12 protein-coding genes are annotated in these 16152 nt (G+C 70.3%); 2 read left to right on the forward strand and 10 right to left on the reverse strand.

All coding sequences use genetic code 11. From position 1 onward, the window contains the following. Positions 1–84 precede the first annotated feature (84 nt). The gene (locus NLX83_RS08875) at positions 85–756 is read left to right on the forward strand and encodes a TetR/AcrR family transcriptional regulator (RefSeq protein WP_254234349.1); all 672 of its coding nucleotides are present in this window, start codon (positions 85–87) and stop codon (positions 754–756) included. Here the strand turns inward: NLX83_RS08875 and NLX83_RS08880 are convergent. From NLX83_RS08880 to NLX83_RS08925, 10 genes are all read right to left on the reverse strand, one after another. Further along, complete coding sequence (locus NLX83_RS08880) at positions 753–1631, reverse strand: ROK family protein (protein ID WP_254234350.1); 879 nt, start codon at positions 1629–1631, stop codon at positions 753–755. The two genes, NLX83_RS08875 and NLX83_RS08880, sit on opposite strands and share 4 nt — an antisense overlap. 241 nt (positions 1632–1872) lie before the next feature. Further along, positions 1873–2646 carry a peptidylprolyl isomerase gene (locus NLX83_RS08885; protein ID WP_254234351.1) on the reverse strand — a complete coding sequence of 258 codons (774 nt, stop codon included), beginning with the start codon at positions 2644–2646 and terminating at the stop codon, positions 1873–1875. Then, positions 2643–6860 (reverse strand): NEW3 domain-containing protein, encoded by a 4218-nt coding sequence (locus tag NLX83_RS08890; protein WP_254234352.1) that lies wholly within the window; start codon positions 6858–6860, stop codon positions 2643–2645. The genes NLX83_RS08885 and NLX83_RS08890 overlap by 4 nt, the downstream gene beginning before the upstream one ends. Positions 6861–6873: 13 nt before the next feature. Further along, positions 6874–7704, reverse strand: a complete 831-nt coding sequence (locus tag NLX83_RS08895) for a carbohydrate ABC transporter permease (RefSeq protein WP_254234353.1) — start codon at positions 7702–7704, stop codon at positions 6874–6876. Further along, positions 7701–8555, reverse strand: a complete 855-nt coding sequence (locus NLX83_RS08900; protein WP_254234354.1) for a carbohydrate ABC transporter permease — start codon at positions 8553–8555, stop codon at positions 7701–7703. Before NLX83_RS08900 ends, NLX83_RS08895 begins: the two co-directional genes overlap by 4 nt. A gap of 316 nt (positions 8556–8871) precedes the next feature. After that, a complete protein-coding gene (locus NLX83_RS08905) occupies positions 8872–10218 on the reverse strand; it encodes an extracellular solute-binding protein (RefSeq protein WP_254234355.1) in 1347 nt (448 codons plus the stop codon). 217 nt (positions 10219–10435) lie between these two features. Further along, a complete protein-coding gene (locus tag NLX83_RS08910) occupies positions 10436–11194 on the reverse strand; it encodes an amino acid ABC transporter ATP-binding protein (protein WP_256563024.1) in 759 nt (252 codons plus the stop codon). 1 nt (position 11195) lies between these two features. Beyond that, a complete protein-coding gene (locus tag NLX83_RS08915) occupies positions 11196–12020 on the reverse strand; it encodes an amino acid ABC transporter permease (protein ID WP_254234356.1) in 825 nt (274 codons plus the stop codon). Positions 12021–12084: 64 nt separating this feature from the next. Beyond that, on the reverse strand, positions 12085–12888 hold the full coding sequence (locus NLX83_RS08920) for an ABC transporter substrate-binding protein (protein ID WP_254234357.1): 804 nt from the start codon (positions 12886–12888) through the stop codon (positions 12085–12087). A gap of 128 nt (positions 12889–13016) precedes the next feature. After that, positions 13017–14435 (reverse strand): M20/M25/M40 family metallo-hydrolase, encoded by a 1419-nt coding sequence (locus NLX83_RS08925; RefSeq protein ID WP_254234358.1) that lies wholly within the window; start codon positions 14433–14435, stop codon positions 13017–13019. Between the two features lie 146 nt (positions 14436–14581). On the opposite strand from NLX83_RS08925, the gene NLX83_RS08930 reads away from it, so the two are divergent. After that, positions 14582–16144: a hypothetical protein gene (locus tag NLX83_RS08930; RefSeq protein WP_254234359.1), complete on the forward strand. Its 1563-nt coding sequence runs from the start codon at positions 14582–14584 to the stop codon at positions 16142–16144. Positions 16145–16152 lie beyond the last annotated feature (8 nt).

The raw sequence follows: 16152 nt of genomic DNA on the forward strand, positions 1-16152 counted from the left end.
CTCCAGGCTTACCTACTGATGAGTAAGACTACTTTTGAGTAGGTTCGGTCGCAAGAGGTCCCAAGACACCGTTGAGGTGGGTGCATGACCAAGAAGGACGTGGCGGGGGCGACCCCTCCGCCGCGCGCCAAGCGGCTGCCGCGCGCCGTGCGCGAGCGGCAGATCCTCGACGCCGCCGTGCGGGTGTTCTCCGAACGCGGCTACCACGCCGCGTCGATGGACGAGGTCTCCGACGTCGCGGGCATCTCCAAGCCGATGATCTACGCGTACCTCGGCTCCAAGGAGGAGCTGTTCGCCGCGTGCATCCAGCGCGAGGCGACCCGGCTGATGGAGGCGATCGGTGGCGTGGTCGACGTCGACCTCGACCCGGAGGAGCAGCTCTGGCGCGGAGTGCTGGCGTTCTTCACCTTCGTCGGGGAGAACCGCGACTCCTGGCAGGTGCTGCACCGCCAGGCGGGCACCCAGGGCGCCCCGTTCGCGGCCGAACTGGCCGAGGGCAGGCGCCGGGCGGTCGCGATGATCTCCGCGCTGCTCGACCGCGCCGCGGGCCGGGAGGGCGTCGGGGCGTTCGCCGAGGGCAGGACCGAGCCGCTGGCCGCAGCGCTGACCGGTGCCGGGGAGGCGCTGGCCGAGTGGTGGCTGGAGCACCCCGAGGAAAGCCCGAAGGCGATGGCGCGCAGGCTGATGAACCTGTCCTGGATGGGTTTCGGCAACCTGGTGCTGGGGCGTGCCTGGTCCCCGGAGAAGTCCGCCTAACCGACCAGCGCCGCGGCGCCGACGAGCCCGGCGCGCGGGCCGAGCTCGGCCCGCTCCACCGTCAGTTTGTCCAAAAAGGACAGTCCGGCGTGGGTGGCCAGCGTTCTGCGGACCGGGTCGAAGAGGAGTTCGCCCGCCTCCGCGACACCGCCACCGATGACCACGAGGTCGAGGTCGCAGACTGCGGCCGTCGCCGCGATGGCCAGCCCGACCGCGCGCCCACCGCGTTCGAAGGCGGCGCGGGCCACCTCGTCCCCGGCGCGCGCCGACTCCGCGAGGTCGCCCGCGTCGTCTCCGATCCAGCCGTGTTCCCTCGCCCAGCGCACCAGATGTGGGCCTGCCGCAACGGTTTCCACGCAGCCCCGGCCGCCGCAGGTGCAGGGCGCGCCATCGGGCTCGACCACGACGTGGCCGATGTGGCCCGCGTTGCCCGTGCGCCCGCCGAAGGGCTTGCCGTCGAACACGAGCCCACCTCCGACGCCGGTGGACACCACGATGCCGAGCAGGTGATCGCTGGTTCGGCCCGCGCCGAAACGGTGCTCGCCGAGCGCCATGCAGACGCCGTCCCCGGCGAGCCGCACCGGCACTCCCGGCACCAGATCGGCGACCTTGCGGACGAGCGGGAAGTCCTCCCAGCCCGCGATGTTGATCGGGCTCACCGTGCCCGCGACCGCATCGATCGGCCCGGCGCAGGCGATGCCGACACCTCGCACGACCTCGCCGCGCAGCACGTCCTCGACCGCTTCCCGTGCCGCCGCCCAACCTCCGGCCGCGGTCGGCCGCCGGGCTTCGCGCACGATCGTGCCCCGGTCGTCGACGAGCGCGGCGGCGATCTTCGTGCCGCCGACGTCCAGCGCGAGCACCACGTCCGTCACCCGCGAGACGGTACGGGACGCCCCGAACGAGTCGTTCGGGGAGTTGAGCGCCCTGAACGAGTCATTGAGGGCGTTCGGCACCGCACCAAACGCGGCATTCACGGCGTCCGCTGAGGCCCTGAACGAGTCATTGAGGGCACTCGACGCACCTGAATGAGTCATTGGGGCACTTGAGCGTGCTGAATGAGTCATTGGGGGAGTTGAACGCACCGAATGACTCATTCAGCCCGAAAACGGGGGGTTAGTGGCGGTGGGTGTTGTCGGGTTGGCGGGGGTCGCCGGGGTGTTCGTAGCCGGGGGCGAGGCGGACCAGTTCGGCGCGGCGCGCCTCCAGCCAGTCGCCGAAGGCCCGGCGGCGGGCGGCGGCGAGCAGGCGCGAGGTGATCTGCTCGCGCGCCTCGGCGAAGGTGCTCCGGCTCTCCGGGTAGGCCCGCTCGACGAACAGGGTGTGCCAGCCGAGCGGGTCGCGGACGGGGCCGACCACGGAGCGCTCCGCGGCGGCGAAGAGGGCCTGCTCGACCGGCCCGGCCAGCTGACCGCGCACGACCGTCCTCAATGGACTGTCGGAGAGGTCGGCCAGTTCGGGACTGGTCAGCACGCGGTGCCGGACGATCCGCCGCTCCGGCGCGGAGAACAGCTCGAAGTTCGCCTCGAAGTAGCGCCGCGCCTCGCACTCGGTCACCGCGATCCCTGCGGTGACCTCGTGGAACACCGCTCGCGCGCGCGGACTCCTCGTCAACAGCGAAGCCGCGACGCTGCCGAGTTCGAGCATGGCGGCGCGATCGGCGGCGATCTTCTCCAGCTCCGGCGCGGTCGCCTCCTCGCGCGGGCGTATCTGTCCGACGATGCGCTCCGCGGTGAGCCGCTGCACCAGCCACCGGCGCAGCTGCCGCGCCTCGCTGGAGCCCTGCGCGGGCAGCGTCGCGGCGGCGCGGCCGGAGCGCAGCTCGGCCTCGGCGTTGTCGACTTCGGAGAGCAGGACCGGCTCGTCGCCGACCCAGGCGATGGGGGTCATGCCGTCACCACCAGCGATACCGCTTCGGAATACAGGATGCGACCGGCCCCGGCCACCTTCACCAGCGCCCAGTAGGCACCGGGCTCCGCCCACGGCGGCGGCGCGATGTCGAAGCCGAACTCGGTGCGGCCGACGACCTCGCGGACCTGCCACCAGTCCGGTGTGGCGTCCCAGGTGCCCCACGGGGTGAGCAGCTGCGCCTCGACCGAGACCGGGGCGGAGGTGTCGCCGACCACGTCGACGGTGAGCCGCTCCCGCCCGCCGCGCGCCACCCGGACCGCCTGGGGCGATCCGGCCAGCCGCAGCGGCTGCGCGGGCTCGGCGACGGTCGACAGCATCGCCACATCCTCGACCACCTGGCGCCAACTCGGTGGGAGCGCCTCGCCGGTGAGCTCCAGCTGGGCGCGAATGGGATGCGGCAGGTCCGGGCTCCCCTTGGGCGCTCTGACCTGCACCTCCGTCTGCCAGTGCCCGCCGGGCGCGAGCCCGAACGGCAGTTGCGGCGGGGCGCAGGTCCACCCGTCCGGAACCACGAACCGGACGACACCGTGCAGCTCGGCGTCGGTGCAGTCGCTGACCACGCTCAGCGTGAGGGTGATGTCGCCGCCCGGCTGGACCAGCCCGGTGACCGGGTCGAGGTGCACCGCGACCGGCAGGCCGCCCATCGGTGCCGGGCCCCGGTTGTGCATCCAGTAGCGCGCGTAGAGCGGCTGGGCGACCTCGCGCTCCGGCCCGAGCACTCCACCGTCCATTGTGGACCATCGGCTCAGCTCGGGACGGGCGACGAGGGTGGCGATCTCGAACGGCGCCAGGGTGAGCGACAGGTCGGCAAGCGAGTCGCGGCGCTGTTCGAGCAGGTCCGCGGTCGCCGGGTCGGCGAAGCTCAGCAGCGACGAGGACACGCGCACCTCCGGCATCAGGCCCGAGGTCTCCACCAGCCGCAACGCGATCCCCTCCGCCGGGTCCGCCGGGTGGGCCGAACCGCGGGCCAGCGGATTGCCCACGGCCTTCAGCGCGGCGAGGCTGACCCCGCCCGCGGGCTCGACGGTCAGCAGCGAACCGGAACCGGGGAGGCCGCCGACCCCGTCGTCCGGGGACAGCACCGCGATCAGCGGATGGGAGAACTCCGCACTGCGCATGGGAATTCCCTTGCGCCAGTCGCCCTCCGCGCTGACCACCGCGTAGTCGAAGACGTGCGTCCAGTGCTGGAGCTGGAAACCGCTGCCGTCCGGGGTGGCGCGACGCGGCGGGTCGATCCACACGCCCGACGGCCAGCCGGTGCACGAGCGCAGCAGCGACGCGTGCAGCGTTCCGGCCGAGTCCACCGCGAAGCCGGGAACGCCGCGGTTGAGCAGCGCCACCGTGCGCGACTCGAACTCGCCCGCTCCAGCGGAGGCGTCCTGCCGCACCTCGATCTCGTGATCGACTAGATCATCCACAATGGACTCGATAACCGCGTCGAGGTCCGCGCCCGCGATGACCAGCACCGGAAGTGCCCGCACCGCACGGAGATCCGCGCTCGGCACCCACACATCGGCGAGCGGCCGCTCCGCCGGGACCCACACCACGGCCCGGCCGGTCGCCGCGAGCTGCCGGTCCAGCTCAGTCCGGTAGGCAGGGTCCGCCTCGGCGAGGACCTTGGCGGTGAAGGAGTTCCGGTCGGGCCCGCCGAGCGCGAACCGCACGTCCGGCAGGTTCGAGTCCACTTCGAGGTGCCCGTAGCGCGGGCCGTCCGCGGTGCTGCACGTCGCGGTGACTCCGGCTTGAGCCAATGCGACCGTGAGTTCGCGCGCGAGCGGAGCCGCCTCCGCGCGCGAGGGCGCGATCAGCTCGGCGATGCCGATCGCGCGGACCGCCTCGCCGATGCGCACGCGGGCCGTGGCGGACAGGCCGAACCAGGTGTACGCGGGGTTGTCCAAGGTCCACGGGTGCTCGGCGGAATCCACGTCCGGCAGCCCGAAACCCCTGCCCACAACGGCATCGCCGACCTCGCTCACCGGCAGCGCGCCCGGGACGGGGCACGGCCAGCGCAGCCGGAGCAGCTGGTCGGAGCCGGTGAACTCCTCGACCTTGGTGGAGCAGTCGACGCGGGAAACGCCGCGCCACAACGTGATCGTCTGGGTGTAGGAGACCGCACCGATCTTGCCGCGCACGACGAGGCGCTGACCGAGCGGGGACTGGAACGCCTGCACCGCGGCGTTGTTGGCGCCGGACACCTGGACCGGCCCCTTCGGCAGCAGGTGCCACGGACCCTCGCCGAAGCGCGGATGCCTGCTGTACTCCTCGTAGACCGCCAGCTCGTTGCCGACCCCGCCGGACGCGATCAGCTCCCGCCCGGACGGCAGCTCGACCAGGCTGACGACCCCGCCGCCGCGCCCGGGGTCGACCGCGATCCGGTAGTGCGCGTTGGCGATCTCATAACCATCCACAGGCAGCCAACCCGAGCTGTCCACAGAATCCACAGGTCTATCCACAATGGACTTATCCACAGTGGACAGTCGGATTGTGTATGCCTTCCAGCCGAAAGACGGCACGTCACGGGCCAGGAAGGTGACCGAGTGGCCTTCATGATCCACAAGCGCGGGCAGCTCGGTTCCCGCATCATCCACAACGGAGACCGTGCTGTGCACAGGATCGGTGAGCCGCACGGTGACCAAATCCGTGCGCGGCGCGGCAATTGAGTTCCACACCACCACGCCGCGACCCACAGCCTGAGAAAAGTCCACGCGGTCGGTCAGCACCCGGAGCGCGGAGTCCCGCACCGCGAGCGCGAGCTCCCGCGCTTCACGCCAACCCCACAACAGGTCGAGGTAGACCTGGTCCGACTCCGAGCCGGTGATCCCGTCGTGGTGCGCACCGTAGGCCAGCTGCACCCACGCCTTGGCGAAGGCGGCGTCCGGATAGCGAGCTCCGGTCAGCAACGACGCGAAGACCGCGTACCGCTCCGCGTCGAGCAGCACGTCCTCGGCCTCGCGCTGCGCCTGCTTGGTGTCGATGTACGAGACGTCCTTGCCGGTGTAGATCGGGTTCATGTCCCGGCTCTGCGGCGTCGGCTCCTCGCCCCGCTCGGCCAGCTCCGCGCGGACGGCGGCGAAGAACTCCTTCGGCAGCGCGCACACGAACCTCGGCCAGGTGTAGCGGGCGTTCCAGTCGCGGTGGATGCGGGTGATCCACTTGTTCGGCGGCGTGTAGTCGGTGCCGACCGGCAGCAGCACGTTGCGCGTGGTGGCCACCTTCTTGAGGCCCTGGAACAACTTCAGCGCGGACCGCTGCGCCTCCTCCAACGAGGGCGCGGTGTCCATCCACCACCCGGCGCTGTAGTGGTCGGCCATGTAGCTGGTCAGCAGGCCGCGCCCGGATGGAGAGATCCACTCGAACTCACTGGGGAACTGCATGCGGGTCGGATCGCCCTTGACGCCGTCGCGCACCTCCATCGGACCCCACTGGTGGAACGGGCCGCGCGCCCACGAACTGGACGAGAGACCGGCGTCGGCTGCCATGCCGGGGAACGCCGGGTCGTGGCCGAAAACGTCGAGCTGCCAGGCGGTCTGCGGATCGGCGCCGAGCACGTCGCGCTGGAAACCGATGCCGTGCACGAAGTTGCGGATCGCCGACTCCGGGCTGCACAGGTTGGTGTTGGGCTCGTTGTAGGTGCCGCCCATGATCTCCACGCGCCCCTCGGCGACGAGCCTGCGCAGCACGTCGCGATCGCCGGGGAAGGCGTCCCAGTACGGCTTGAGGTAGTCGACCTCCGCGAGCACGAACTTGTACTCCGGCTCGCGCAGCGCGAGCGCGAGGTGCGCGCGGACCAGGTCGAACCCGGCGAGCTGGTAGGCGGAGCGCGGGGAGCCCGGGAAGTCCAGCGCGTCCCACGCCGTGGTGTAGGCGGCCTGGGTGTTCCACCACACCGGGTCGTAGTGGAAGTGGCTGATCATGTGCATGGTCCAGCCGGGCTCGGCGACGGTCAGCTCGAAGGCGAGCTCCGAACCGTCGTCGGTGACCGCCCGCGCGGGCAGCACCGTGCCCGGACTGTCCGAAGTGGACACTGAGACCTCGACGACGCCGTCCCCGCTGACCGGCCGCGGGGTGTCGACGCCCGCACCGGTCACCCGCACGGTCGCCGGACCGTCGAGGGTTACCCGGACGACCTGGAGCGGGGCCTGTTCCGGCCCGGTGAACAGTTCGGTCGACTCCGCGGAAAGAACCCTTGCCACAATCGGACCCCTTTCACTTCACCGCTCCAGCCAGCGTGAACGTCCCGCCGAGACGCCGCGAGACGATCAAGTACAAGCCCAGGACGGGGGCGGTGTAAAGCAGCGAGTACGCGGCGAGCGGGCCGTAGGACTCCAGCCCGGCACGACCGAAGAACGCGAAGACACCGACTGCCGCGGGCTGTTTCTCCGGGTCGAGCAGCAGCGTGAACGGGACGAAGAAGTTGCCCCACGCGGAGATGAAGGTGAACACGCCCACCACCGACAGGCCGGGCAGCATCAGCGGCAGCACCACCTGGCGCAGCGACTGCATGCCCGAGGCGCCGTCCACCCACGCCGCCTCCTCCAGGCTCAGCGGCACGTTGTCCATGAAGCCCTTCGTCATCCAGATCGCGTAAGGCAGCGAGGTGGCGGCGAGGAAGAGCATCGTGCCGAACATGCTGTCGATCAGGTCGAGCTGCACGAACATGCTGTAGACGGGCACCATCACCGCGGTCATCGGCAACCCGGTCGCGAACAGCACGACGTAGAGGAACGGCCGCTTGAAGCGCAGTTGGTAGCGCGAGAGCGGGTAGGCGGCGAGCGCGGCCAGGGTCACCGAGATCACCGCGGCCCCGCCCGCGAGCAGCAGGCCGTTGAGCATCGGCAGCAGGCCGACCTCCCAGTCGAGCACGGCGAGCAGGTTGGCCGGGCCGGGCTGCTCCGGGAGCTCGGTGCGCAGCCCCGCCTTCTCGTCGACCGCCGCGGTGACCAGCCACAGCAGCGGAGCGGCGAACACCAGCGCGATCGCGCCGAGCACCAGGTGGACGAAGCCGGTCGCGACGCGCCTGCGCGGAGTGGAGATCACCGCAGCTCCTCCCTCAGCGTCCGGGCGTACACGGCCGCGAACACGCCGCCGACCAGCAGCAACACCAGTGCGGTCGCGGTGCCGTAGCCGATCTCGCGGAACACGAACGCCTGCTCGTACATCAGCAGCGGCAGGGTCTGGCTGGCCTCACCGGGCCCGCCCGCGGTGAGCACGTAGATCAACGCGAACACGCCGATGGTCTGCAAGGTGATCAACAGCAGGTTGCTCAGCACGGTGCGCCGGATCGTCGGCAGGGTGACGTGCCAGAAACGGCGCAGCGGCCCGGCGCCGTCCATCTGCGCGGCTTCAAGGAGGTCGGAGGGCACATCGGACATGGCGGCCTGGTAGGTCAGCATCGAGAACGCGGTGCCCCGCCACACGTTGGCCAGCACGACGGCCGCCATCGGCGCGGTGTAGAGCCAGTTCTGGCCGGGCAGGCCGAGCCAGTCGAGCACCGCGTTGAGCGAACCGTCGGCGTTGAGGAAGGCGTAGATCGCGAAGGCCGCGACCAGCTCCGGCAGCACCCAGGCGGCCACCACCACGCCGCCGACGGCGGACCGCAGCAGGCGCGACCGGCCCGCGAGTAGGACGGCCAGCAGCATGCCGAGGCAGTTCTGCCCGATCACCGCGGAGCCGACGGTGAAGACCACGGTCAGCCACACCGCGTTCAGCAGCGCGGGGTCCTCGATCATCCGGGCGAAGTTGTCCAGCCCCGTGAACTGGGGACTCCGCGCGGCCGCTCCGCTCAGCGCGGTGTTGGTGAAGGACAGGTAGACCGTCCACAGCACCGGGCCCACCAGGAAGATCCCCAGCAACACCACCGCGGGCACCAACGGCACAACCCGCTTCACGCCCCGACTCCCCCGTTCGTTCGCCTTCACTCACATGGTCAAGTAGGTGAACGGCAGGGGACACCGCCAGACGTATTGGGTGCCTTTCGGGGAATTGTGCCGATTAGCCCGCGCGGGTGTCGGCCGTCGTGGTGCCCGGCGACCTCCGCCGCGCCGTGGTTGGGGCGTCTTCAAGTACCGCGAACCCCCGCCCACAACGTCTTCAACCGCCCCCAACCAGCGTGCCGCCGCGGGGTTCGGTGTCGTTTGCGACCGCTGGGGACGGGGTTGGGGGTACTTGAAGACCGGCGGACTACGGCGGCGGGGTGGTGCTGGGCTAGCCCGCGCGGGTGTTCGCCGGGCCGACGATGCGGGTGACCTTCGCTGACCACGCGGTCGCGGTGTCCGCCGGGTCGGCGCCGTTGACCACCTGGTCCATCGCGATCTGCAGCTCCTGCGAGACCCTGGGGTAGATCGTCAGCGTCGGCCGGTAGTGGGTGATGTCGATCAGCCCGGTCCAGAAGGCCACCGTGGGGTTGCGCTCGACCAGCCGGGGGTCCTCCCTGGCGATGTCCCTGCGCACCGGCAACTGCCCGGCGCCGACCGCGAAGGCCAGCGCCCCGTCGCGGTCCAGCGCCGTGGTGATGAACCGGAAGGCGTCGTCCTTCTTCTTGCTGCGCGCGCCGATCGCGAGCGTCCAGCCGCCGGAGAGGCTGACCCGCCCGGGTGCCTGGCCGAACTGCGTCGGCATCGCGGCGGGTGTCATCGTGCGCGCCCACTCCGCCCACTCGGCCTTGCCGCCGGGGCTCCAGTGCGCGGGCAGCCAGCTGCCGTCGAGCCGGATGCCGACGCGGCCCTGCTTGGTCAGCTCCTCGACGCCGCGGTCACCGAAGCGTGGGTCGGCGACCTGGGCCGGGCTCGGGCCGAGGCCGCCGCCGAAGATGTCGTTGGCGAAGCCCAGCACGTCGGCCATGCCCTTGCTCGGCGCGACCCACTTCTGCTGCGCCTCGTCGTAGAGGGTGGCCGTCCTGGTGCCGTAGAGCAGCATCTCCACGCTCTGCATCGCGACGGCCTCGCCCTGCGGCCTGCCGGCGGGCATGGCGAACGGGATGACGCCGGGCGCCTTCTCCTTGATCGCGCGGGCCGCGGCGATGATGTCGGCCCAGTTCTTCGGCTGCCAGTTCTCCGGCAGCCCGGCGCGCGCGAAGACCTGGCGGTTGAACCACAGCCCCCTGGTGTCGGTGGCCATCGGCACGCCGTAGGTCCTGCCGTCGACCGCGCGAGCGCTCTCCCTGGCCACTTGGACGAACTGCTGCCAGTCCGGCCACTTCGCCAGGAACTCGTCCAGCGGGGCCAGGTAGCCCGCGTCCACGTCGGCGTTGATGTTGAAGCTGTCCTCGTAGAGCACGTCCGGCGCGGTCGCCGGGGAGCGCTGCATCAGCTGCACCTTGGACAGGTACTCGTTGTCCGGGGCCACCACCGGGATCAGCTCGACCTCGACGTCCGGGTGCGACTGCTCCAGGGCCTCCTTGGTGCGCTTCATGTGCGCCTCGACCCGGACGTCCTCGCCGTAGCGCTGGTAGACGACCTTCAGCGTGTGCTCGCCGGAGTCGCCACCGCAGGCCGTGACCGGCAGGAGCAGCACCGAGAGCGCGAGAGCGGCAACCGCCCTGTGCACAGACATGCGCCCTCCTGACCCGGACACGATCTTGAGACGTGGATCACACCGACCTAAATCCAGGGCCCCTCGAAAGTCAACGGCACCCGGGTTGAGTTCCTGATGCGGCCGCAGAGTAGCGAACCCGCACCACAACGTGAATGACGCGATTGGGGCGTTGGGTTCCCTGAACGGGTCGTTGGGGGCGTTAGATTCCCCGAACGACCCGTTCAGGGCACAACGGCTAGGCGCCTGCGTTGTGCACGGGGTCGAGGACGCGGGCGAGGAAGGAGCGGGTGCGCTCCTCGCGGGGCGCGCCGATGACCTGCTCGGCCGGGCCCTCCTCCACCACGTAGCCGCCGTCCATGAACAGCACCCGGTCGGCGACCTCGCGGGCGAACTGCATCTCGTGCGTGACGACAAGCATTGTCATGCCGTCGTCAGCCAGTTGGCGCATCACGCCGAGCACGTCGCCGACGAGCTCCGGGTCCAGCGCGGAGGTGGGCTCGTCGAAGAGCATCACCTCCGGGTTCATCGACAGCGCGCGGGCGATCGCCACCCGCTGCTGCTGGCCGCCGGAGAGCTGGCCCGGCGTGGACTCGGCCTTCTCGCTCAGGCCGACCTTGGCCAGGTTCTCCCTGGCCACCATCTCGGCCTCGCCCTTGGACCGGCCGAGCACCTTGCGCTGGGCGATGGTCAGGTTGTCCAGCACGCTCAGGTGCGCGAACAGGTTGAAGCCCTGGAACACCATGCCGACGCGGGTGCGCGCCCTGTCGATGTCGCAGTCCTCGTCGGTCAGCTCGACGCCGTCGACGACGACCTTGCCGCCGGTGGGCTCCTCCAGCAGGTTCACGCAGCGCAGCATCGTGGACTTGCCGGAACCGGAGGGCCCGATGATGCAGACGACCTCACCGCGCCGCACGGTCAGGTCGATGCCCTTGAGCACCTCCAGGGGCCCGAAAGCCTTGCACAGCCCGGTGATCTCGATGATCGGCTCGGTCATGTCAGCCACCCACCCCTCGGGTCGTCATTCCGCCGGAACCGAACTTGTTCTCCAGCCTGCGGGAGAGCAGCGACAGCGGGATCGTGATGATCAGATAGCAGAGGCCGACCACCAGGACCGGGGTGAGGCTCTTGAACGAGGTCAGCGCCTGGCGGCCGAACTGGGCCAGCTCCTGCTCCGCAAGGGTGCTGCCGAGCAGGTAGGCCAGCGAGGAGTCCTTGGTCAGCAGGATCAGCTCGTTGGTCAGCGGCGGCAGGATGATCCGGAACGCCTGCGGGATCACGATGGTGATCATGGCTCGGCCCTGCGACATGCCCAGCGAGCGGGCCGCCTCGACCTGGCCCTTGGGCACGGCCTGGATACCGGCGCGGATCGTCTCGGCCATGTACGCGGCGCCGACCAGGCCGAGCGCCAGCATGATCGAGACCTCGCGGGTGATGTGCGTGTCCTTGAAGGCCAGCGGGATGCCGGTGCCGATGGCGATGAACACCAGCAGCGCGGGCAGACCGCGGAAGAACTCGATGTAGATGGTGGACAGCCACCGGTAGGGCGCGACCGAGGACAACCGCATCAGCGCCAGGATCAGGCCGAGGCTCAGTCCGAAGGCGAACCCGAGGACCGTGTAGATGATGGTGTTCTTGAGCGCGATGGTGATGACGTTGGGGAACTGCTGCGCCGCGACGTCGAAGTCGAAGAACGCCCGCCTGATCTCTGCCCAGTCGGCGGTGATCGCGAACACCACGACCACGGCGACCAGCAGGACGTACTGCGAGATGCGGAAGACCTTGGCGCGCTGGCGCTTGCTCAGGCCGGACTTGCCTGACATCCGTACTCCTGGGAAAAGTCGTCGGGGCCGGTGCCACCTCCCGGCACCGGCCCCGCGGGGACGCTTACTTGTTGGCAGGCTTCTTGCCGAACCACTTCTCGTAGATCGCGTCGTACTCCCCGCTGGACTTGGCCCTCGCGATGATCTCGTCGATCTTGGCCCGCAGCTTGTCGTTGCCCTTGCGGACGCCGATGCCGTAGTCCTCGTTGGTGTCGAACTCCTTAGTGACGTCGAGATCGGAGTTCTTCTTGGCGTAGTCGAGCAGCACGCCGTTGTCGTTGATGCCCGCCTCCACCTGACCGCTCTTCACGGCCTCCAGCAGCAGCCCGAGGTCCTCGTAGATCCGGACCGTTGTGCCCTGGGGCGCGGCGTTCTTGTTGGCGTAGTCCAGACCGGTCGTCGCCGACTGCGCGCCGAGCGTCTTGCCCTTCAACTGCTCAAGGCTGTTGATCCCGGAGGACTTCTTCACCAGCAGCGCCTGGCTGGCCTTGAAGTACGGGGCCGAGAAGTCGAAGTTCTGCTTGCGGGATTCCTTGATCGTCATTCCCGCGGCGGCGAGGTCGCACTTCTTGGCGTTGAGGTCCTCGCCGGATTCGATCGTCTCGAACGGGCCGTCGACGATCTCCTGCTTGACGCCGAGGTCCTTGGCGACCAGGTCGACCAGCTCCACGTCGAACCCGACGATGTTGCCGTCCCTGGTGAACTGGAACGGCTCGTAGGGCAGGTGGGTGCAGGTCTTCAGCGCACCGGCCGCGACCAGCGGAACGCCCTTGGCCTCGCCCGGCTGCGGCCCGCCGCCGCACCCGGCCACCACGACCGCCAGTGCCGGAAGCAGCGCGAATGCCTTGAGCCCTGTTCGTCTGGCCACGGTGTAACTCCTCGCATGGAGATCGATCGAGATCTGGGAATCCTGCCATCCAGGTGGGGCAGGCGCACCGGTTCCGTGATTACGGCTGCATGACTATACGGACATTTGAACTACTCACCGTGCCCGAATCAGCGCTTTCCGTGACCGTCCAGCAAATGGGCAATCGCCCTGGTCACTTTCGCCGCGAAGTCCAGCCGCAGCGACTCGTCCGGCACGTGCGCGTTGCTGTCCGGGCCGAGCGCGCCGGTGATCACGAACTGGGCGTGCGGGTAGGCGTCCTGGAGCAGGCCCATGAACGGGATGGAGCCGCCCATGCCCAGCGCGCCCCACGGCTGGCCGAACACCTCGGAGCCCGCGCGGTCCAGCGCCTCGCTCAGCCACGGCGCCAGGTCCGGGGCGTTCCAGCCGTCCGCGTGCTCCACCCGGCTCAGCTCGACCTGCGCGTCGTAGGGCACCTCCGCGGTCAGCACGCGGCGCACCGCGGCCAGCGCCGCCTCGGAGTCCGTGGTCGGCGGCAACCGGAAGCTCAGCATCAGCGTGGTGGACGGGCGCAGCACGTTGCCCGCGTCGGCGGGGGTGGGCAGGCCGTCCGCGCCGATGACCGACAGCGTCGGCCGCCAGGTGCGGTTGAGCTCCAGCTCCAGCTCGTCGCCGGAGACCGCGCGCACGCCCGGGGTGAACGGGAAGCTGCCGACCACCATGCCGGGCAGCCCGGCGACCGCGGCGGTGGCCTCCTTGACCCGCACCTCGGGGATGTCCACGTGCAGCTCGGACAGCTTGATCCGGCCGGTCTCGGGGTCCTCGACGCGGTCGAGCAGGGCGCGCAGGACGCGGAAGGAGCTGGGCACGACGCCGCTGGCGATGCCGGAGTGCTGGCCGCTGTCGAGCACCTGCGCGGTGACCTCGACCGCGACCATGCCGCGCAGCGAGGTGGTCAGCCACAGCCGCTCGTAGTCGGCGCCGCCGGAGTCCAGGCACACCACGAGCGAGACCTCGCCGAGGCGCGGGCGCAGGTGGTCGAGGTAGGCGGGCAGGTCAGGACTGCCGGACTCCTCGCCGGTCTCCAGCAGCACGACGCAGCGGCCGTGCGCTCCGCCCGCCGCCCGGACCGCGAGCACCGCACCGAGCGCCGCGTAGCCGGAGTAGCAGTCGTCCGCCGAACCGCGGCCGTACAGCCTGCCGTCGCGGACCACCGGGGTCCACGGCCCCAGCCCTTCCGACCAGCCACCCACCGGCGGCTGCTTGTCCAGGTGCCCGTAGAGCAGCGCGGTGCCGACGCCCTCGGCGCCCGGGGTCGCCGGGATGTCGATCAGCAGCACCGGGGTGCGGCCGTCGAGCTGGACCACGTCGATCCGCGCGCCGGGCAGGTCGCGCTCCTCCGCCCAGGCGCGGACGTGCTCGATGGCGGCGTCGAGGTGCCCGTTGCGCTGCCAGTCCGCGTCGAAGGCGGGCGAGACGGCGGGGATGGACACCAGCTCGGAGAGGCTGGACAGGATGGGGCCGTCCCACAGGGTCTGGACGGTCGTCTTCAGGGTGTCGTGGTCCACGTTCGCATCCTGTCACGTAACCGCGAACGCGCAGGCTGAAGCGCCTTTGCTTGCCGTGCAAGCAAAAGCGGGAACGCTGGGCTGTTCGGGCTCTGCGCGTGCGCCGGATTGGCTAGTCTTCCGGGGTTGTGGGGGACAGGACACGAGTGATCGTCACCGCCATCGGGGCCTGCGCGGTGGTGCTGTTCTGCGCGAGCTGGTCCGGCAACGAGATCGTCCGCTGGATCACCATCGGGCTGACCGCGGTGAGCACGGCCCTGCTGTGGGTCATCCCGAAGGCAGCCGCGCCGTTGTACGCGGCCGCACTGCTGATCTCCGGCTACACGGTCGTGACGACGCACGTCTCGGCGGAGCTCTCGGACCGGATTCTCGGCATCGACGTGCAGGGGCCGCTCCAGCAGGCCGGATGGCTGCTGTTCATCCCGCTGATCGTGTTCGCCGCGCGCGACCGCCCGGTGCCGATCGCGGTCCCGGCGTTGGCCGTGGTCGTGGCGCTGCTGCTCGGGTGGGGCTGGTCGGAGCTGATGGTGCGCGGCGCGGCGGGCAACGGCGTGCGGCACACGATCGCGACGGCGAAGCCCACCGGCACCGTGACCAACTGGACGCGTCAACTGCCGAAGGGGCTCTACGGCAGCGGCGTGCTGGTGCCAGGCCGCAACGTCGTCGTGGAGCTGCGCGACCGCTCGGAGCGGAACACCTCCGCCGAGCAGGGCGTGTTCGTGACGGACGCGTCGACGGGCGCACCGCTGTGGCAGTACGCGCTGACCGACCAGTTCCACTTCACGCAGGTCATGGTGGATCCGGAGGCGGGCATCCTGTTCGCCCGCATCCGCCGCGCCGCGCTGTTCTTCGACCTGCTGACCGGAGAGCTGCGCCACCGCCTCGACCTGGCCGAGCTCCAGGCGGACAGCTCGTTCGTCTTCGTGCGGGAGGCCGACGAGAACCGCCCGCCGATCCGCATCGGCTCGGTCGCGCTGCTCAGCGCCAGCAAGCCCGGGGTCCGCGACGACGCGGTGTTCGCGCTGGACGTGCGCACGCGGACCTGGCGCGAGGTGGTGCGCGGGGCGAACGCCGAGTGCGCGGACTACTGGGTTCGCGGCCCCGGAAGGGTGACTTACTTCGTGCGCAACGCCTGCTCCGACGCGACGGTGGAGGTGATCCGCCTCGACGGCCTGAACCAGGCGAACCGGGCGAAGGTCCCCGTGCGGCCGGACGACCGCCGCTGTCAGGGCGGGCAGCCGTGCCGCCTGCTCGGAATCGCCGCGCTCGACGACGGCCTGGTGCTGCACACTTCGGACTCAGGCGAAAGGGAGAACCAGGGGCTGATCTGGCTCCGGCTGGACGGCTCGGTCGGCACGCGGCTCTCGGTCGGCAGCTTCGCGCGGGTGATTCCGTTGCGGGAGTTGGACAACAGCCGTTCGCGAGTGATCGTCTCCGGCGAGCAGGTGCAGGAGTTCCGCGGCGGAGCGCTGACGCGGATCGAGGCGGGGATCCAGGGCAGCTTCCTCGGCACCGCCAACGGCATCGTCTACCTCGGCGAGCGGAATGCGTTGCGAGCACTGGATGTCCGCACCTTCCAACCGCGTGGCGCGGACGTGCCGCTGGGCTGCACGCCGAGGTACGCGACGGTCGCGGACGGGCGGGCGTTGATCAGCTGCGATCCGGTCGCGGGCGGCGACATCTCGCTGGTCGCGCTGCCCGCGCGTTGAATACGATC

Origin of the sequence: Allokutzneria sp. A3M-2-11 16 (genome assembly GCF_024213555.1) — a bacterium.
In the GTDB taxonomy this organism is placed as follows: domain Bacteria; phylum Actinomycetota; class Actinomycetes; order Mycobacteriales; family Pseudonocardiaceae; genus Allokutzneria.